We start from the raw sequence: 19,536 nt of genomic DNA on the forward strand, positions 1-19,536 counted from the left end.
GCCCCAGAAAGGACCACCCCTGATGCAGATCTACCAGCCGATGATGTTCGTCGGCCTCGGCGGCACGGGCTGCCGGGTCGGGGCGGAGCTCGAGCGGCGGCTGCGCGAGGAGCTCTGCGGGCCGGACGGCACGGCGTTGCAGGAGATCATGCAGGGTAAGAACTTCCTGCCCTACCAGCTGCCTTCGTGCCTGCAGTTCGTCTACGCGGACTTGAGCGAAGACGAATTCGGCACGCTCGAACGCCGGGTCGTGCCCGATCCGGAGCACCTCGCCGCGGCGGAACGGACGATGCACCTGGTCCGGGACCTGATCCCGGAGCACGACACCTACCCCGAAGTGGCGAGGAGCCTCCGGGTGTCCGCCCGGTCCTACATTTCCGGCTGGCTTCCGGAAACGGCGGGCGAACCGCGGATCGGGCCGCTGTCGCGGGGAGCGGGCCAGCTGCCCACCATCGGCCGGGCTGCGCTGTTCGAAACCTTCCGGGCGGGACTCTCGCCCGCGCAGGCGCCGCTGAACCGGGCGATCGGCAACATCAACAACTCCCTGGGGGAGTTGTCCGTCCTCGGTGGCGGCACGCGGGGCATGTCGTGCGACGTCTTCGTGGCGTTTTCGGTCGCCGGCGGAACGGGCAGCGGCCTGTTCTACGACTACCTGCACCTCATCGGCGACGCCTTCGCGCGCAACGCCTATCGGGCTCGCATTTACCCCTTGGTGCTGATGCCGTCGGCTTTCGAGGAAGGCCTCGGTGGCGGAAGGGCTGCCAGGCTCAACGCGGGACGCTCGCTCCTCGACCTGTTCCGGCTCATCGACGACCAGAACGCCCAGCAAGCCGGCACCCAGCTCGACCACGCCGGCGTCAACGGCACGCTGTCGGTCCGGTACCCGGGGCACACCGAAATGCGGCTGCGGGCATCGACCGTGCAGACCGCGTTCCTGTTCAGCATGGGCGCCGGGGTCCGGCGGGACGACCTGCACCGGTCGGTCGTGTCGCTGATCCTCTCCCTGGTCGGAACCGACTTGGGCGGCGACGCGGATCTGGGGCGGTACGGCGGGCGCGGTGACTACCTGTCGTTCGCCGACAGCTTCATCAACAGCGCGGTCGAGCGGGAAGCGCCGGCGTCGACCGGGATCGGGAACCGCGGCGTGTCGACCAGTTCGGTCGCATCCATGACCATTCCCACCGATGACATCGCCGACATCATCGGCTCGCGCATCGTTGCGGCGGCAGTCACGGACCTCGCGGTTCCACTGCCCGGCCAGGCCGACCAGAATTCTGCGCTGGTCGAGCGTTTTTTCACGGAGTCCAATCTGGACGCACTGCGTCTGCGCGCCGCGTTGCCGATCAAAGAGCCGGCCGCGGTCAGCGGCGCGGACAACATCCAGAACGCGCTCGCGACCAGGGCCCGGACAATGGAGTCCGCGCTGCGTTCACTGGACCAGCAGCTCGCGGGCCTCGTGCCCGAACTGGTGCAGAACTTCGACCCGCAGCGCGCCATCCGAGCCTTGCTGGAAGAGGTGGACGCCTTCCAGCTGAGCCGGGTGATCCTCGGCGACGGTTCGGGTGACAGCTTCGGCGGTGTCGGCTTCGCGAAGCTGGCCGGACTGCGGCGGGCGGAACCACCGGCGCCGGCCGGGATTTCGCTCAACCCGCCGATCCCGGTGGGCATCACCAAGAAGATCCTGCGGCAGGTGAAGTGGGCCGATCCGGCCGTCCGGGCGTCGCTGGCCCGCCAGGACGAGTGGTACGCGTGGCGTGCCAAGCGAGCCTGGAACGCCGCGTGGAACGAGCAGGCGCCGCGGTGGGACGGCAAGGTGCAGAACCTCATCCGCGACGTGAACGCGCTGGTCATGGCATTTCGCGGGCACGCCGAAGCGGACTCGCGGCGGTTCCACGCCCGAGCGAAGGAGCTGTACCAACAGCGGGTCGGTGTCACTTACTTGCTGCCTCGGCAAGGCGAGCTGGACACCTTCTACCAGGCCGTACTACGGCGGTTCGTCGAATACCACACGGCCAGTGGGCGGCTGAGGCCGACGGCGACCGCCGGTGACCTGCTGAACGAAATCCTCGGGGAACAGGGCTGGCGGCAGGCGTGGGAGATCATGGTCGCCGGCCGCGACCCGGCGGCGGCGGTCTCCTTCGTCCGCGATCGCGTGAAGCAAGCGGTCAAACGGCTTTTCGACCACCGTGACGGCGCACATCGGCCCTTGCTGCCCGCGCTGCAGGATCTCCTCGCCGCTGCGGCGGGCCGGACGGGGACTGCGGTCGCCGAAGATGACCTCCTGCAGTTCCGCGAGAAGCTGGCCGGCTTGGTGCCCGGCGGGTTCGCACCGGGCGGGACCGGGCGGCTGCGCATCCTGTTCTCCTATCCCGCCGCGGCCAAGGACTCGGAACTGGAGAAGTACCTGCGGCAGGCCGTCGCCCTGCCCCGCTCGCCCGACACCGTCGTGGAGTTCCGCCCGATCGCCGCCGAGACCATCGCCGTGGTCCTGTTCCGGACATCGATGGGGCTGACCGAGGTGCCCGAAGTCCGTCAAGTTCTCAAGCACTGGTCCGACGCACTCGAGAAGCAACAGCAGCAGGACTTCCTGCAATGGCGTCAGCGGCTCGGGTACGACTTCGGTCACCTCGCGACCACGCCCGAGCACCGTGAGCGCATCCTGCACCACCTCCTGTGCGCGATCTGGAACGGGCAGGTCGGCGCCGGACCCGACGAAGACGAGGAGAACCCCGCCACGATCACCGTGGGCGTGGGCTCCGCCGAGATCAGCATGCGCCTCGAACTGCGCGAGTTCGCCGGGCTGTCCAGCTGGGGCAGTGTCCTGCGATCGTACGAGGAGTGGGTGCTCGCCGACGACGAGCAGATCCGGCGTGACCTGTGCGAGCAGCTCATCTCCGCCGTCCCGGAAGGCGTTGACCGCGCACCGCGCCGGCCCGCGCCGCTGTTCGAACGGCTGGTGAAACTGCCGGCCGGCCAGATCGCGGAGATCGACGCGCGGCTCGCCGACCGCGGTGGTTCGAGCGGACGTTCCCGGCTGACCGCGTTGCGCGAGTTCTGGGCCGAGACGTTCCCGAACGCGCTCGAGCTGTCCTTCCGCGGTGTGGGCAATCCGATCCAAGACAACCTCGCGGACCTGCACCGGTGGGTCCGCGACGAGCAGCGCGGGGACTTCAACCGATGACACGAACCTCGGTCCAATTGCTGGACGTCCGGGGCGGCGGGATGGATCGCGCCATCCTCGACAATGCCCGAACCGCCCCCGAACTGTTTTTGCGCTACCTGCTCGTGGTTGCCTCCGTCAGCGAACTGGCGGAGCTGGACGGCGCCTTCGAGGAGATCGCCAAGCTGCCCCAGCTCCCCAAGATCGTGCTGATCGCGACGGGGTCGCTGGTCACGGACGACAACGGCCGGTCGATCTTCGTGCAGCCGCCGGCACTGCGGCAGGTCGGCGTCACGCTGTGGGTGGGTGACGAGGTGGGGGTGTGGTGGCCGGTCGTGGGTGAGCGGGGACCGGAGCGGGCGGAGTCCCGGCTCGACGACCTGATCACCGCGCTGCTGGAAGAGAAAGTCTTCGAGCAGGTGCACAAACTGGTGCTCGAGATCCCCTACCACACGGTGAGCCCTGCCATCGACGTCGAGTACGCCACCGTGGCCCACGCTGCTCTGGTGACGGCGCGCGAAGCTGCCTTGCGGGATTTCGCCACGTCGGAGGGTGACCTCGGCGTCGTCCGCGAAAGCACCCTGTCCTCCACCGTCGAGCAGGTTCTTCGAAGCCGCCAGCCCGCCGCGGTGGAGGGGCTCCGGCCGGGCTCGGAGATCGAGGCCGTCCGGCAGGCCTCGGAATCCGCGTTGCGACGGGCAGCCGAGGCCGTGGCGGAGCTGGCCCGGCCGGGCGCACTCGTGCGCCCGTCGCCGGATCCGCGGCCCCGGCTGCAGGCGGCGGGGAAGGCGCTGGACGAGTACCAGCGGCTCGCCCGGGCGATCGCGGCCAAGATCGCCGGTACGGTCGAAGGCGGAGCGTCCCAGCGTGAGCTGATCGAGCTGGGGCTGCCGGCCCCTGCGGCGCCGCGCGGGCGGGAACTCGGGAGCGAACTGAAGAAAGCCGTCGAGACCGAACTTTCCGGTGGCGTTCCCTTGCCCGCGATCTCGGCTCAGGCCAAGGACCAGAGCAAGCGCCTGACCAGGGCGGACGAGCACTGGGTCGAGCGCGGTCCCGGGACCGCCGCCCGCGCCGCCGCCCGGCTCCAGCGATTCCCCTCGTTCGCCGTCCTGCCGTGGCCGTTGGCTGCGGTCCTGCCGGCGGTGATCCTGACCAGCCTGATCGCGGGCATGCTCGGCTCGGCCGGGGTGGTCGTGGGCCCGGTCGTGCTGGCGGAATGGGCCTGGTTGCTCCGGCGGTTGCTGTCCGGACGCCCTGGTCCCGTGCCCAAGGCGACGCGCACGCTGCTGGTGCTGATCTCCTTGAGCTTCGTGAGTGCCGGAACCGGGCGCAAGCTGCGCTTCTTCCTCCCCCCGGAGCTGACCGGGCTCCCAGGCAGCTCTCTCGCCGGGGCCGGACTGATCGTGCTGGTCTTCGCGGTGGCCGTCTTCGCTTGGCGGACGGCGGTCACCGGGTGGCTCCGGCAGCTGCCGTTGTCCGAAGCCCAGTCCGCTCACCGGGCGCTCACCCGCGAGATGGGCACGCTGATCAACGACCGGTGGCTCCCGGTCGCGGAGTCGACCCGCCTTGCCGGTTCCCTCTACGTCATCGCGGAAGCGCTCGACGCGACCGCGTTGGCTTTCACAGCAGTCGCCGACCGCCTCGCCACGGAGACCAGACCGCCCGGTCCCACCCCGCCGGACACCCTCGCCCAAGTGCTGCGGCAGGACCTGGGGCGCATCGCCACCGAGGCGCTAGAACCGGTGTTCGCCGCGCTGGAAGCCGGGGCGATGCCCGTCGGGACGGCCGCAGGCGAAGCGGTGAAGGACCGATACGCCCAGTACACCGATCATCTCCGGCGTAACGGGATCGTCATCGCCCCGCCGGACTGGCCCGCGGACGAGCACCGGCAGGAACTGGCCGGCCTGCTGTGGACGCGGTCGCCGAGCATCTTCGGGGTGGGGCGGCGGAGTCCGCTGTGGCAGCTGTGCGGGCACGCCGATGTGCGGCTGCTGCGGTTCGACGAGCACGTGCGCATCGTCCAGTTCGCGCCGTACGACCACCCCGAGACCGCGGCGAACGGGGAATTCGAGCTGATCCGCCACGGCGGGACCATCGCCGGGGTGCTCCGCCTGGTGCCGCTGTCGGCCAAGTACGTCAGCCGGGAGGAAGTGTGACCTCGGAGGAGATGGACGTCGAGCTGAGCGGGCTGAACCAGCTGGGCGACCCCGGGAAGTGGGTGCTCCACCCGGTGATGGCCATCGAGAACGACGGGTCGTTGCTGCGCGCCGACATCGTCGACGTGACCGGTCTCGGGTTGCTGCTGCGCAAGCGGCTGCCCCGGCCCGACCAGATCCGCGGCGAAGAACACCCGATGCTCGCCGAACGTCAGCTGGACAACGAGATCCGCGCTCTCGTCAGGTTGTGGGGCCGGTACTCGCCCTACCCGCCGGAGCTCCCGGAACTGGTCGGCTACAACTTCGACGCACCGGAACCGTTCGTCCTGATGCGAAGCGTCGTGCCCGCGAGCGACGACAACGGAGCCGACCCTGGCCGGCACGCTCTCGCCCCCGGTGCGCGGATGGATTACCGCAAGCGCCTGTTCCGGGCCCTCGCTGCACTCCACGAGGTGGACCTGGTGCACGGGGCGGTCCGGCCGGGCTCCGTTCGTGGGCGGGTCGGCTCCTTCCAGCTGAGCGGCTTCGAGCATTCCGCCGGCCGGGGCGAACTGCCGCGTTCGCGGCCGGTTCTCGTGTCCGACCGTAGCGCGCCGGTCGGACCGGCCGATCCCGCGGACGACGTCCAAGCCGCCTGGATCGCCTATTTCGAGCTGGTCGAGGGGCGGCCACCGACCGCCGCCGAAGTGGATGCGCTGCCGCCGCTCGATCTCCGCCTCGCGCCCGAACTGCACGGGCTTCCCGTGGCGGGCAGTGGGAAGCGGCCGTCGGCGCGAGAGATCGTCGAAGCCATGGGCGCCGAGCCGCCGAACCCGATCGACATCGAGCGTGCGCTGGTCCGGGGACGCGAGGCGTTCGACCGGCTCCGCCTGCCACCGTCACCGCTGCCGGCTCCGGTGGCGGCCTCACCGCCACCGCCACCGCCACCGCCACCGGAACCGGTGGCGGTGAGGAATCTGGCGCCCTACATCGCTGGTGCCTTCGTAGCGGCGTCGATCGCCGCGCTGCTGATCTGGATGATGGTGGTGAACGCATGAGCGAGCCGCAGGGGCCCCGGACACCCGAACCGCTCGTGCCGCGTCTGCCGCCTTCGCCGATGGTTCTCTGCCCGATCTGCGTGGACCGGATCGTTTGGCCCGAACAGCTCTTCCGCTCGGTGGTGAAGGAACAGAAGGTGGTCTGGGAAGCGGTGGAATTGTCCCGCCACACCAACCCGGCCAAGTACGAGTACTACCGGGCGCGGTCCTACGTCCGCTGCCCCAATCCGTCACAGGACGGAACGCCGACGCACTACCTGCCGGCCATGCACAAGGATTACGGCGCACCGGTGGTCATCGGCGTGGTCGGACGCGCCGGGTCGGGCAAGACCCACCTGCTGATCACCATGCTCTCGGAAATGCTCCGTGGCGGGCTCCACCAGCACGGCCTGACCTTCGAGGTGGCCGACCGGAACCAGCACGACGAGTCGGTGCAGGCGATCCAGCAGTTGCGCGAGGGCAAGGTGCTCGCCTCGACCATCGAGGACCGGCACGTCTTCACCAGCTACCTGCTGGTTCACAAGAAAGGGGCCGCGCCGAGGCCGCTCATCTTCTTCGACGTGGCGGGCGAGGACTTCGTCGAGCAGGGGTTCGTCAGCGAACGCCGCGCGCAGTTCATCGTCGGTGCGGACGCACTGCTGTTCGTCGACGACCCGGCGCGGGGCCTGCCCCAGTGGCGGCCGGGAACGAAGCCGCCGGGCGGGCCCGAAAAGTCACAGCTCGCCAACCGCGCCTTCGACGGTGCGATCGCCCGCTTGCGGGCGAAAGGCCGCAATGCCGAGCTGGCCGCCGCGATCGCACTGACGAAGGCGGACGAATTGCGTTATGAATACCCCGTCGACCACTGGCTTCGTCGAGAGGACGTCGCGGCGCCCCTGGATCCGGAGGTCTTCCGGCAGGAGAGCCGCGACGTGTACGCCACGCTGGTGCGCTACGACGCGACGTCGCTCCTGCAGGTGGTGGAGCAGTTCGACCGCCGGACGCTGCACTTCGTTTCCGCGACCGGGGGCGCGGCCACGGCGAAGTCCTATCCCCGGGGAATCCGCCCCTCCCGGGTTCTCCAGCCCGTCTTGGCCCTGCTGGCGATGACCGGCGTCGTCGACGGCCCCGAGGCGCACGAGGTGGGCCGGTGAGCGACGACGAATCCGCGCAGGCTGTGCACCACGTGCTGATCCAGGAGGATCACGGTGTCGGGATGGCCGTCGTCAACAGTTCGAAGGCCCGGTACCTGGACGGCTGGCTGCGCGAACGCCTCGCGCCGTACCACCGGCTGACCGACGACTACGGTGCCCCGCCACGAGAGGCGTTCACCTTCGCCCACCTCGCGGACGGCGACGGGCAGGCCGCCGTACTCCGCCGGGTGGCCGACGACGCGGGTGCGGGCCGGAACTTCTGCCACGCGGTCGTCGGCCCGATCGACGTCCTGACCCCGATCGCCGTCACGCTGACCGCCTGGCCCGGTTGGCGTGATCCGGCCGAAGCGGCCGAGCCGGCCGACGCCGAGGACGAAGCGGACTTCGCCGACGAGGTCCTCGCCCACCGCGCGGATCTGTTGGAACGGTTTAAGTACGTACCCGCGGATCCGGTGCGGAATCTGCTCGCCCTGGTGTTCCACGACCCCGACGGGAGGTTCGGGCTGACGGGCATCGAGCCTGCTCTGGTGCCGGCTACGCTCTTCGCCGTCCAGGAAATCTGCCGGATCGTCGGCCGCACCGAGCCGTGGACCTTCACGACCTTCGCCGGCGGCACCGCGCCCGGGTCGCTGCCCCGGTTCGCGTTCATGGGAGAGCTCCCCACCAGCATGCCGCCCGAAGCGGGTGACCGCCGGTACACCGATCTGGCCAGAACGGTGCCCGGGGTCACCGACGACGATCTGCGCGTCGCGGACTGGATGTACGGCCGTTTCTGCGACATCTGGTCGAAGAGGGGCGAGGTCCGCAACCGCGACTGGGCGGCGTGGGGCGTGGAATTCGGCAAACACGCGGGCTCGGCCGAAAGCTTCGCGGAGCGGCTGCGCCGGTATGCCGAGCGCCGAGGCATCGGGCGTACCTGGTTCGAACCGCCGCACGCGGTCGCCGAGCAGAAGAACGGTGATCAGGTGCCGTGGCCCCAGGAGGCGGATGAGACAGCGGCGGGCGAACTGCCCCCGGTGGTAGCCGAGACCCCGCTACCGGAGCCGGAGTTCCAGCCCGCTGAACAGACCCCGGTCTCCGCGTGGCAACCGGCCGCGGCACCGGCTTTCAGCGCAGGGAGCGAGCCCATGCCGGAGAACGCCACGAGTTCCGTCGAGATGCCGGCCGCGACGTCTTGGTCGGCGGCGACCCCTGCCGATCCGCTGTGGTGGCGCATCGCCCAGGCCGGCAGTCTGGCCGAGCTCGATCCGATTTTGTCGGAGAAGCCGATCCCGGTCCTGTCGGCCAGCGACCGGATGATGCTCTGGGATCAGTGGCGGAAGGGCAAGCTCGCCGATCTGCTCCGCAAAGAGCGACACGGCCGCCAGATCGACTATCTGAAGGGAGTTGCCACCCTTTTGCTCGGCGAGCCGGGCGACCGTGGGATGCAGGATCAAGTGGAGCGTGAGCTGCGCAAGTGGTCCCGCCGCCACTACGGGAACGACTCCCGGGAGGTCTGGAACGCTCGACGGGTCCGGGACGTGCGGACCCGGACACTGCTCGGCAGGGTCCGAGCCGACCTGGAGAATGTGCCGGCGATCGTGTGGGCGCTCAAGGGCGTGCTCGTGCTGCTGATCCTCCTCACCGGAATGATCCTGCTGCTCGGATGGGGTGGGCTGATCCGATGACGGCCCCCTCGGTTGAAAAGCCCGGAAACGATGCACGTGGACGACTGCTCGATGAGAAGTGGAAAGTCTTCGTCAGTTACAGCGCCGGAGGCGAGGCTGCTGAGGTCGTGGCGAAGATCCTGGACAGACTCGCCGACGGTCTGGGTCCCGGTTACGACGTATTCGTCGACCGGTCACTCCGGCTCGCGGGCAAGTGGAGCCGTGAGCTCGACGACGAGCTGCGACGGGCGCACTACGGGATCGTGCTGCTGAGCGAAGCGGCAGCACGTTCGGACTGGGTGCTCCGGGAGTCCGACCGGATGCACTTTCGGCAGATACCGATATTCGTCCTCCTGATCGGAATCACCAGGGAGCAAATCAAGAAGAGGCGCGGCCTCGCCAAGTTCAAGTTCCTACTGGAGTACCAGAATTCCGAGATAAATGATCAGTGAAGAAATGGATCGGGCGGTGGACGATGCGCTCGGCAAGGTCCGGGAACACCTGGCATCGGTGCACACGGAGAAGCCCGGCGAGCTCGGGATGCTCCGCCGACTCGCAGAACTGTTCGGGTTGACCGACGAACAAGCGGATTCGCTCGCGAACACGTTCTTCGACGAGCTCATGACCGTGCCGCGAGGTCGCTTCGGCGCTCCGGTCCTGCTGGCGAAGTGCGTGATCGACGCACGGCTGCAGGAGTGCGTTTCGGAGCTCATGGGCAAGCTCACCGTGTCGCGTAGCCGACACGATCAGATCACCAGCCTCATCGCGCCGAGCTGGTTGACGGTCGACGAGGCGAAGGTCGTCGAGTGCGAGCCCGCCCGGGTTCCGGTGATAAAGAACATCGAGTACGGCTTCGAGCGTTGCGAAGTTGCCCGGCACCAGGTCCGCCGGGCCTACTACAGCGACGAGACCCGTTATCACCTGACCGAATTCGTCCCGCTTTCCCAGGGCGAACCGATTGACTTCGAGGTCGAACGGTTCTTTGCCGCGCGTGACAAGACTGCGCCCGGGTGTCGGCACGCTCGCGGTAGGGACTGCACCTTCCAGCGGCCACAGTTCGTCGCGGTGATCGTCCGGAGCGTCAACGGAGCCCTGGAAACGGTTGAGGCCGTTCAAGCCTACTGCGCGAAGGTGCGCGTGATCCTGGTCATCGAGCACGAAGAATCACCGGAATCGCAGCCGTCGGAGGAATACCTCAAGGAACGGCTGGGGCCTCGGTTCCTGGCGGCTACGCCGCAGGATGAGGCATGTCAGAGACAAGCGGAAGTCACCTTGACGATGATCGAGGCGGACCGGGACAAGAAATGGGGAAGGCGATGACCGAGGGCCCACTGGAGAGAGCGGGCCGGCACTATCGGCCGTCCGAAGAGCTCCTGCTGGCGGTCAAGATCGCGCGCGCGGCCGAGCGGCCACTGCTGCTCTACGGCGAGCCGGGTTCCGGCAAGTCGAGCCTGGCCCGCTACATCGCCGCGACCGGGAGGTGCCGCTACTACGAGCTCGTGACGACGGCGCGCACTCAGGCAGCTGACCTCTTGTGGTCGTTCGACAGCGTCCGCAGGCTCGGCGACGCCCAGCACGAGGGAGTCGGCAAGAACTCGGACTACGTGGTCCCGGGTATGCTCTGGTGGGCGTTCGACCGGGATTCGGCCGGGAAGCTGAGCGCGCAGGAACCGTTCTCGGAGTGGAACTCCGGCGTCCCCGATGCACCTGCTGTGCTGCTCATCGACGAGATCGACAAAGCCGACCCGGACATGCCCAACGGCTTGCTCACCCCGTTGGCGGACCGGCGCTTCACCGTGCCGGACATCGACGGCGGCCACAAGGTCCAGGAGCGTGCCCGGAAACCGGAGGCGCGGTGTCTGGTCGTCGTCACCTCCAACCGGGAACGGGACCTGCCGCCGGCGTTCGAACGCCGATGCGTGGTGCTCCGCCTGCCCGGGCACACCGACGAGGAGCTGCGGGATATCGTCAAACGGCACTTCGGCACCACGGCCCCGCCGCCGGACCTGATCGAGGACCTGCTCCGGCGACTGCGGAGCGCGATCGAGATCGCCGGGCAGAAGAGCAGGCGGGCGCCGAGCACCGCGGAGTTCCTTGACGCCGTCCGGGCCTGTGTCCAGTCCGGGGACGTGGCCCTGAACCGCAACCTGCTGGCCAAGATGATCTTCAACAAGGACCCGGAAGAGCCGGACCGCACGGCGGTGGGCCGGTGACGACCGAGCGTGGGGCGGTCTGGGCCGGGGATTACCTCCGGGCCATGCACGCACTCGGTCCGGAGGGTGTCGATCCGGCGGTGGTGTCGAAGTTGCTCGGGTTCGTGGAGGACGAGGCGGAAACGCAGGATCTGCGGCTCGCGGCTCCGGTGGTACCGGTGGCCCGGGCCGACGAAGAGCCGCCGCCCGGTGACTCCTCGAGCGAGGAGGTGACGGACGGACTCCCTTCGCCAGCCTCATCGGGCGAAGCGTCCCGGCCGGCCCTGGAGCCCGGTACGGCCGAACGGCCGGTCCAGCTCGACTGGGCCTATGAGTACGCCCAGCCCGGCGTGGAGCCGCCGTGGAAGGATGCCGCACTGCTGGACACCGGCAGCCCGGCACTGCGCCCGGCGCCGGTGCACGAGCCGTTGTTCGCCCGCCGGGTCGAACGGGGGATCCTGCAGACCGCACTGAGCCGGCCGGAACGAGCGGGCGAGGTCGACATGCCGGCTCTGGTGGACATAGTGAGCGCCGGCCGGCCCGTGCAGGTCCTGCCGCGGCTGCCGGTGCCGACCCTCCGCTTCGGCGTGCGGATCCTCGTGGACGAGGGATGGCAGATGGCACCGTTCCGGCGTGACCGGGCCGCACTGGTGGCTTCCGTGCGGGCGCTCACCGGCCGGTCGGCCACGACAGTCCGGTACTTCGCCGGGACTCCGGAACCCACCGCCGCCGACCGTTGCCCCCCGGGGTCGCGGATTCTCGTGGTCTCGTGCTTCGACATCCTTGCGTTCGCCGAATGCGACCGCTCGGTGTGGCAGGACCTGGTGAGCCGGTGGCGCGAGCGGGACCTGACGGCCGTCGCCCTGGTGCCTTTCCCGGCCGCCCGGATCCCGGGGTGGCTCAGCCGGCTAGTCCCGGTCGTCGTGTGGGACCGGACGACCACTGCGTCCACGGTGCGGGCGGCCCTCGCCGCGGAGCGCCGATGAGGAAGACAGCGGAACGACTCGAGCGCCTGCTGTCCGAGCGGCAGCTGCCGGGGGACGTGGCGCTGGCGGTGGCACTGAGCGTGGTGACACGGATCGAGCCGGAACTGGTCCGTGCCGTGCGGCTGCACGTGCTGCCGCGGCTGGACGCCGGGGCGGAAGCCGACTTCTGGTTCAGCGAGTGGGTCGGCCGTCGTCAGCCGGATCTGGTGATGCTGGACGAAGGACTGCTGCCGAGATTGCGTGATCGGCTGATCGAAGACTGGCGCGCGGCGCCACCGGACGCGCCTTTGCGGCGGCTGCGCGAGATCGTCGTCGCGCGGCATCCCTCGCTGCCGCCGGTATTCCGCGTGGAAGAGGATGCCACCTGGGAGGCACTTCTGGGCGACCTCGCCAAGGCGGCGCAGTTGCTCTACCGGCCGCTGGCGTCGATGGACGCGGGGAACGACCGCTTGGCTGATTGGGTCGTGGAAGCACGACGGAGGCTTCCGGAAAACCTGCTGTGCACGGACGAATCCTGGCACCTGACCTTGGCGGCGAAGGCGATCCGCCGGCGTGAGGCCATTGACGAGCCCGATGGGATCGACCTCGCGGCGACCGGCCGGGTCGAGAAGGTGCTCGGGCCGGTCGCTTCGCGCTTCCCGGAACGCAAGATCGGCGTTCGCTGGGACGGTGACGAGCTCGTCCTCGGCGAGGCGCCCGCCGAGGCCGGGCTGCGGATCAAGGTGCGGGGTGTTTCACCGTTGCTGCTGCGCGTCACCACGAACGACGGGCAGGACCGCTGGTACGACGTGGGTGGCGGCAAACGGGTCCGGCCGCGGCGCGGCACCGTGGTGCGGGTCATGACCGCCGAGGGCACGTGTTTCCTCGTGCCACAGGAGAAGGCCCGCACGGTCGGAGCCGCGAAGATCCTCACCCTCGTCCCCGTCGCCGAGCGGCAGGCCGAGTGCTGGTTGCAGCAGGTCACCTACGACGGTCGCCGGGCGACGGCTTCCCGGCAGCCGGCCGTGATGCTGGCCGAGGCGTTGCGGGCGGTGACGTCGTACCCCGAGATCGTCTCGGCGGTGACGCGGCGGCTCGATGCCGGCCCGGCCGCCGTCCTTCTCCTGGCCGGTGCGGACGAGGTGACGCGCGTCCAGCTCGCCGACGATTTCGCCGAGACGTGCGAGCGCGACGGGTGGACCGTCCTGCGCGCCCGGCAGGACCCGGGCACCGCGCTGACCCTCGGGACGAGGTGCCCGGCCGGACCGGACGCGGTGCGCTCGTCGTCGTCGACCGGGCGGAGTACTGGCACCCGCACCACCTGGCCCTGCTCGTGGTCAGCCTCCGGAACTCCGGGTTCCCGAAACTCCGCGTCCTGCTGCTCGCTCGCCGGGAAGACACTTGGTGGCGGGAATGCCGCGCCCAGTGGAGGCAGGAGGACATCCACGCGGATCGCTATGTAGTCCCGCCGGAGATCATCACGGCCTTACCGCCGGCCGAGGCACTGAGCCGTTGCCTCGAAGCGGTGCAGCCCGAGGGAACGGCCGCACCCCGGGTACCGCCGGGAATCGAGCGACTGGCTGCCGAGGAGATCCCGGCGGTCGCGGTGGCACTCGCCCTGGAACCGGCGCGGAGGACGCTGCCCGAACCGGACGAAGCGATGGTCACGCTGCTCGACCGGGAAGCGGAGTACCGCGCGGGCGCCGGCCGGGACACCGTGCTGTCCCGGCTCTGTCTCCTAACCGCGCTGATCGGTCCCTGCAAACACGAAGCAGCCCAGTCGTTCGCCCTCGACCAAGGACTCATCGGCACCCGCGCCGACTGGGTCGATCTTTCGGAGCGGTACCTCGGCTGCTATCCGAGCGAGCCCGGCTTCCTGTCCCGGCCGGGCCCCGAGCCGCTGGCCGATGCTCAGGTGCTGCACACCTTGACCAGCGGCCGGAGGACCGTCGGCGGGGTGGACGCGGAGTGGGCCCGCCGCCTGGTCCGGAGCTTCGGCGAAGTCGGCGATCGGGCGGACGAGCCGCGTGAGCAAGCCCTGACCAACGGGCTCCTCGTGCTCGCGCGGCTCGCCCAGGCGTCGTTCGGCTTCTACCGGGAATGCCTGCATCCGTTGCTCGCCGAGGAACCCGGTTTTGCCTGTCGGCACGGTGGGCCCGGACTCGCCGCGGTGGTCGAATTGGCCGAGACCGGGCGGGTTCGCCGGGACCTGCTTGAACGCATCCGGCAGGCTCTGCCGCCCGATTCGACCCGGGACGTCAGTCTCGATCAATCGGTGTACCGGCTGGAGCAGCTGCTCGAGCGGGACGTGGCTGTGCCGCCGGGGCCGGAACGCCGGCTGCGGCTCGGCGCGGCCGCCTACCGGGCCGGTTACCTGAGCGCGGCCGCTGAGGCGGTGTTGCAGGCCGTGACCGAGTTCCGGACGCTGCACGCCGCCGATCCGGCGCAGCACGTCGCCGGGTTCTGCCGTGCACTGATCACCGCGAGTCGGATCCAGGGGGAGCGAGGTGCGGCGCGGCAGGCGCTCGAGCTGGCCGAGGAGGCCGAGCGGTGGTCGTCCCGGGTTCGCGAGGTCGGCGTGAACCAGGGCGCCGCACTGGCCAACCTGGCCGCGCGGAAGCTGGCCGAGACAGGCGTGCGCGGTGGCCCGGCCCCGGGGACGGCACGCAAAGCCGTCGACTACCTCAGGATGCTCGTGAGCGGCGATCTGTCTTATCGTGCCGATCTCGCCGCAGCGCTGACTATCCTGAGCGATGTGCTAGGCAAGTCCGGGGCGCCGGAGGAGGCGCTGGGTGTGGCCGAAGAAGCGGTCGGTCTATGCGATGACCTGGGCACCGCCAATCCGTGGGCCTACCGGCACCTGCTGGCCACGGCCCGGAAATGCCGTTCGGCCCGCTTCGCGGACATGGCCGACTTCGACCGAGCGCTGGTGGACGCGCAAGGCGCGGTGGAGCTGTTCGACCAGGTGGCCCAGGCATCACCGAGCCGGTTCCGGCCGGCACTCGCCGAAGCAAGGCTGTGGCACGCCGAACTGCTCAAGGCCAGCGGCGCGCCGGAAGCGGACTGCATGACCGCGGCCGAGGCGGCGGTCGCGGTGTTCCGGACGTTGACCGAAGGCACGGCCGACGCGACCGACCAGCAACGGGAACGGGCACGGGTACTCGGTGTGACCTGGTGAGCGGGTCGCCGTCGAACTCGGACCGTCCGGCGGCGATCAGGCGGTCGGCGTGAACCGCACCGGCAGCGCCGCCAGGCCGCGGAACAGCGGCGACGGCCGCCAGGCCAGTTCCTCCGCCGGCACCGACAGCGACACGTCCGGCAGCCGGTCCAGCAGGACCTCGATCGCCGCCTCGGCGATCACCTTCGCGATCTCCTGGGCCGCGTACGGGCAGCGGTGTTCCCCGTGGCTGAACGACAGGTACGCCTGGTTGCCCGTCGATGCCTGGGGGACCGGGCGGACCAGCGGGTCCTGGTTGGCCGCCGCCAGGCCCAGGATCAGCAGGTCGCCCTTGCGGATCCGGCTGCCGCCGAGCTGGAGGTCGTGGGCGGCGAACCGGCCCGGGAAGTTCTGCGTCGGCGTGTCCTCCCACAGCACCTCGTTCAGCGCCTGGCCGACGCTGCGGCGGCCGCCCGACAGGGTCATCGCGAACCGGTCGTCGGTGAGCATCAGGCGCAGGGTGTTGCCGATCCAGTAGGCCGTCGGGAGCTGGCCCGCGTTCATCAGGTGGAGCAGGTCCTCGGTGATCTCCTCGTCCGCGAGCCCGGCCGGGTGCGCCAGCAGGCGTGAGGTGACGTCCGGCCCGGGGTCGCGCCGGCGGGCAGCGACCAGGTTCCCCACCTTGTCGCGGACCCGCCCGTACGCCTCGTTCGCGCCCTCGCCCGCCGCGTGCGTCTGGTAGACGTCGTGGACCAAGTCCGCGGTCTCAGCCTCCGGCACGCCGATCATCCGGGTGACCACCGGCAGCGGAACGCCGTCGGCGTACTGGGTGATCAGGTCGGCCTCGCCGCTGCCGGCGAAGGCGTCGATGAGCCGGTCGGCCACCTGCTGGGCCCGCGCGCCCAGGTCGAACTGGTCGACCGCGCCCAGTGCCTCGTCGAGGGCCTCGGACCGCCGCCGGTGCTCGGCCCCCTCGGCGAACATCATCGTCGGCTGGTGGGCGAGCAGCGGCAGCAGCGGCCAGTCGGGCGGGACGCGGTCCCAGGCGTTCCAGCGCCGCGAATCCCGGCCGAAGGTCTCCGGGTTGGTCACGACGTACTGCAGCTCGCGGTAGCCGATGACCAGCCACGCCGGCACGTCCCCGTCGAGCAGGACCGGGGCCACCGGCCCGTGCGAGCGCCGCATCTCCGCGTAGAGCTCCGCGGAGCTCTGCTGGAACCCCGGCCCGGACAACGGGATCGCGACGGCGGGCTGAGAGGTGGTCATGACGTGGTCTCCCGGGCGGCGGACAGGGCGAAGAGGTGGTGGACGAGGGAGAGCAGCACGGTCTTGCTGGAATCGCGCCGCCGGGCGTCGCAGTCGATCAGCGGCACGTCGGCGGACAGGTCGAGCGCCTTGCGGATCCGGTCCAGGCTGTGCTCGGGCTCGCCGAAGTTGTTGCGGGCGACCACGAACGGCGTCCCGTGGTGCTCGAGGCGGTCGATGGAGTACCAGGAGTCGGCCAGCCGGCGGGTGTCCACCAGCACGACGGCGCCCAGCGTCCCGGCGAACAGGCGGTCCCAGAGGAACCAGAACCGCTCCTGGCCCGGCGCGCCGAACAGGTACAGCACCATCTGCTCGTTCAGGCTGATCCGCCCGAAGTCGAACGCGACCGTGGTGGTCGTCTTGCCCGGCGAGGCGCCCTCGTCGATGCCGACGCCCACCTGCGTCATGGTTTCCTCGGTGCTCAGCGGCCGGATTTCGCTGACCGAGCGGACCATGGTCGTCTTGCCCACCCCGAACCCGCCGACGATCACGATCTTCAGGCCCTCGCGGGCGGTGCTCGGCAGCGGGGTGCGGACGTCCTGGTCAGAGCTTCTGCAGTCCAACGAGTACCTGCTTCAGGGTTTCGAGATCGGGCAGATCGGTGTCGGCGGGCGCCGACGACGGGTGGCGGGCGGTGACCCGGCCGGTGTCGAGCAGGTCGCACAGCAGGATCTTCACGACGCTCACCGGAAGACCCAGCTCCGACGCGACCTCCACCATCGCCGTCGGGTGGCGGCACAGCCGCAGGATCCGGACGTGCTCGGACTGCATGCCCGGCACCGGATCGCTTTCGCTGACGATCAGCGTCACCAGGTCCAGCGCCTTCTCGTCGGCGCGGCTGCGCCCGCCGGTGACGGTGTACAACCGGTCCGGGTCCTCCCGGTGCAGGTTCTCCCGGACCATGTCACCCGGCCGCGGTGGGCTGCGGGCGCGGCGGCGCGGTCAGGTACGCGCCGAGCTGCTCGACGAGCTCGTTCATGTTGTGGCCGATCAGGCCCACGTCCGCGTCGTCGACGGCGATCACCGCGAGGTGGGCGCCTTCGCCGGCTTCCACGATGAACAGCACCCCGCCGTGGAACTCCGTCATGGACTGGCGCACCCCGCCGGTGCCGTCGCCGAACTCGATGGACGTGCCGTACGCCAGGCTCTGGATCCCCGAGGCGATGGCGGCCAGCTGGTCGGCCTGGTCGATCGTCAGCCCGCGGGTGTGGCAGAGCTTGAGGCCGTCCTTGGACAGCACGAGGGCGTGCCGGGTGCCCGGCGTCCGGCCCACCAGGTTCTCCAGCAGCCAGTCGAGATCGTGGTCCGTGGTGTTCATCGGCTGTCCTCCGAGGGAGCAGAAGGGCGGGTTCCCCGGCCGGCCGCGTGGAACGCGCTGAACCGCGCACCGGCGTCGGCCCGCGCCGGCGCGGGGTTCGCCGGTGGCGGCGCCTTCCGGGGCGCGGCCGCCAGCGTCTGGCCGCGACGGCGCTGCGGCAGCCCGTCCTCCACTGTGGACACCGGGGCGGCGGGCGCCGGTGCGGGGGCCGGGGGTGCGGCGGCTCCGGCCGGGCTCGGCGTGACCGGCGGCGCGGCCGGTTCGGGCTGGGTGATCAGCTGCCGGGGGATCATGACCACCACGCCGGTGCCGCCCCGCGCGGACGGCCGGAAGTGCACGGTCAGGCCGTGCTTGCGCGCGAGGCACCCCACCACCGCCAGGCCCAGCCGGGTCCCGGACAGCGTGGTCAGGTCCAGCGGCTCGGCCGAAACCGCCCGCACGGCCCGCTCCAGCGCCGCGGGGCCCATGACGAGGCCGCTGTCCTCGATCGTCACCACGACCCCGGCGTGCACCTCTTCGACGTACACGTGCACGTCCTCCGAGGGCGGGGAGAAGCTGGTGGCGTTGTCCATCAGTTCGGCCAGCGCGTGCATGACCCCTTCGGCGGCGTAGCCCGCCACCGCGGCGGTGCTCGTCGAATGCGTCCGCACCCGCTGGTAGGCGCTGATCCGCCCCATCGCGCCGCGCAGGATGCTCTCCATCACGATCGGCTTGGTCCAGCGACGGCCGGAGCGCGCGCCGGTCAGGACCGCGATGCTGTCCGCCAGCCGGCCCGCCTGCGCGGTGCTGTGGTCGAGTTCGAGCAGGTCGCCGAGGACGTTCTCGTCGTACTTGCCTTCCATCTCGCGCAGGTCGGCCAGCATGCTGGTGGCCAGCGCCTGGACGCGGCCGGCGGCGTTGGCGCAGGCGGCCATCGTGGCCGTGCGCATCCGTTCGCCGCGCGCGATCTCCTGCGCCGTGGTCTCCAGCAGCCGCCGCGCGGGACCGCCTGCCGGATCCGGCACCTCGGTGAGCGCGGTGTCCGCCGACGCCCCGTCGCGCACCCGCCGGACCACGGCCGGCAGCGTTTCGTCGGCCAGCCGCACGATTTCCGCGTCCAGCGCGGCGATCCGGTCCCGGTGGTGGCGCGCCGCGAGCGCGCAGTACGCCGCGAGCGTGACCGCCGCGCACACCACGACCGCCGCCACCCCGCCGTACCAGGCCGTGAACACCCGGTCCGCTCGGGACGCGCCGGCCGTCGTCCACCACCACACCCCGCCGGTGACGACGGCGGCGGCCGCGAGAACGGACAGGGCCCGGCCCACCGGTGGGCGCTCCGCCTGCGGGTGGACGGGTGAATGCACTGACATCGATCGGGTCCTCGGGGCGGTGGGAGACGGGATGGGGGCAGCCAGGACTGAGCGGACACGGACGGGAGCGCGGAAGTTCGCACGGGTGCACGGAAAGAGGCGGCGCGTCGGGCGTCGC

Annotated in this window: 16 protein-coding genes; 11 read left to right on the forward strand and 5 right to left on the reverse strand. The window is 70.4% G+C overall.

Annotated features, from left to right (window positions below; translation table 11 throughout):
* Positions 1-22 precede the first annotated feature (22 nt).
* From HUT10_RS43615 to HUT10_RS43665, 11 genes are all read left to right on the forward strand, one after another.
* A complete protein-coding gene (locus HUT10_RS43615; protein WP_176176562.1) occupies positions 23-3,181 on the forward strand; it encodes a tubulin-like doman-containing protein in 3,159 nt (1,052 codons plus the stop codon).
* Complete coding sequence (locus tag HUT10_RS43620) at positions 3,178-5,316, forward strand: hypothetical protein (RefSeq protein ID WP_176176563.1); 2,139 nt, start codon at positions 3,178-3,180, stop codon at positions 5,314-5,316. Before HUT10_RS43615 ends, HUT10_RS43620 begins: the two co-directional genes overlap by 4 nt.
* On the forward strand, positions 5,313-6,353 hold the full coding sequence (locus tag HUT10_RS43625; protein WP_176176564.1) for a hypothetical protein: 1,041 nt from the start codon (positions 5,313-5,315) through the stop codon (positions 6,351-6,353). The genes HUT10_RS43620 and HUT10_RS43625 overlap by 4 nt, the downstream gene beginning before the upstream one ends.
* On the forward strand, positions 6,350-7,486 hold the full coding sequence (locus tag HUT10_RS43630; RefSeq protein ID WP_176176565.1) for a hypothetical protein: 1,137 nt from the start codon (positions 6,350-6,352) through the stop codon (positions 7,484-7,486). The genes HUT10_RS43625 and HUT10_RS43630 overlap by 4 nt, the downstream gene beginning before the upstream one ends.
* Positions 7,487-7,713: 227 nt before the next feature.
* Positions 7,714-9,153, forward strand: coding sequence for a hypothetical protein (locus tag HUT10_RS43635; protein WP_176176566.1), 1,440 nt, complete (start codon positions 7,714-7,716; stop codon positions 9,151-9,153).
* Positions 9,150-9,584 (forward strand): toll/interleukin-1 receptor domain-containing protein, encoded by a 435-nt coding sequence (locus HUT10_RS43640; RefSeq protein ID WP_176176567.1) that lies wholly within the window; start codon positions 9,150-9,152, stop codon positions 9,582-9,584. The genes HUT10_RS43635 and HUT10_RS43640 overlap by 4 nt, the downstream gene beginning before the upstream one ends.
* Positions 9,574-10,452 carry a hypothetical protein gene (locus HUT10_RS43645; protein WP_176176568.1) on the forward strand — a complete coding sequence of 293 codons (879 nt, stop codon included), beginning with the start codon at positions 9,574-9,576 and terminating at the stop codon, positions 10,450-10,452. Before HUT10_RS43640 ends, HUT10_RS43645 begins: the two co-directional genes overlap by 11 nt.
* The gene (locus HUT10_RS43650; RefSeq protein WP_176176569.1) at positions 10,449-11,345 is read left to right on the forward strand and encodes a MoxR family ATPase; all 897 of its coding nucleotides are present in this window, start codon (positions 10,449-10,451) and stop codon (positions 11,343-11,345) included. Before HUT10_RS43645 ends, HUT10_RS43650 begins: the two co-directional genes overlap by 4 nt.
* Positions 11,342-12,310, forward strand: a complete 969-nt coding sequence (locus tag HUT10_RS43655; protein WP_176176570.1) for a hypothetical protein — start codon at positions 11,342-11,344, stop codon at positions 12,308-12,310. Before HUT10_RS43650 ends, HUT10_RS43655 begins: the two co-directional genes overlap by 4 nt.
* A complete protein-coding gene (locus tag HUT10_RS43660) occupies positions 12,307-13,752 on the forward strand; it encodes a hypothetical protein (protein ID WP_176176571.1) in 1,446 nt (481 codons plus the stop codon). The genes HUT10_RS43655 and HUT10_RS43660 overlap by 4 nt, the downstream gene beginning before the upstream one ends.
* Positions 13,753-13,814: 62 nt before the next feature.
* Positions 13,815-15,467, forward strand: a complete 1,653-nt coding sequence (locus tag HUT10_RS43665; RefSeq protein ID WP_176176572.1) for a hypothetical protein — start codon at positions 13,815-13,817, stop codon at positions 15,465-15,467.
* 36 nt (positions 15,468-15,503) lie between these two features.
* Here HUT10_RS43665 and HUT10_RS43670 read toward each other — a convergent pair whose 3' ends face one another.
* Genes HUT10_RS43670 through HUT10_RS43690 form a run of 5 tightly spaced genes read right to left on the reverse strand, consistent with a single transcriptional unit; the run spans position 15,504 to position 19,418 of the window.
* The gene (locus HUT10_RS43670; RefSeq protein WP_176176573.1) at positions 15,504-16,712 is read right to left on the reverse strand and encodes a cytochrome P450; all 1,209 of its coding nucleotides are present in this window, start codon (positions 16,710-16,712) and stop codon (positions 15,504-15,506) included.
* Positions 16,709-17,242, reverse strand: coding sequence for an ATP/GTP-binding protein (locus HUT10_RS43675; RefSeq protein ID WP_217709805.1), 534 nt, complete (start codon positions 17,240-17,242; stop codon positions 16,709-16,711). The genes HUT10_RS43670 and HUT10_RS43675 overlap by 4 nt, the downstream gene beginning before the upstream one ends.
* A gap of 52 nt (positions 17,243-17,294) precedes the next feature.
* A complete protein-coding gene (locus HUT10_RS43680; protein WP_176176575.1) occupies positions 17,295-17,654 on the reverse strand; it encodes a DUF742 domain-containing protein in 360 nt (119 codons plus the stop codon).
* A gap of 1 nt (position 17,655) precedes the next feature.
* Positions 17,656-18,069: a roadblock/LC7 domain-containing protein gene (locus HUT10_RS43685; RefSeq protein WP_176176576.1), complete on the reverse strand. Its 414-nt coding sequence runs from the start codon at positions 18,067-18,069 to the stop codon at positions 17,656-17,658.
* A complete protein-coding gene (locus HUT10_RS43690; protein WP_176176577.1) occupies positions 18,066-19,418 on the reverse strand; it encodes a sensor histidine kinase KdpD in 1,353 nt (450 codons plus the stop codon). The genes HUT10_RS43685 and HUT10_RS43690 overlap by 4 nt, the downstream gene beginning before the upstream one ends.
* Between the last annotated feature and the right edge of the window lie 118 nt (positions 19,419-19,536).

The organism is Amycolatopsis sp. Hca4, assembly GCF_013364075.1.
Taxonomy (GTDB): Bacteria; Actinomycetota; Actinomycetes; order Mycobacteriales; family Pseudonocardiaceae; genus Amycolatopsis.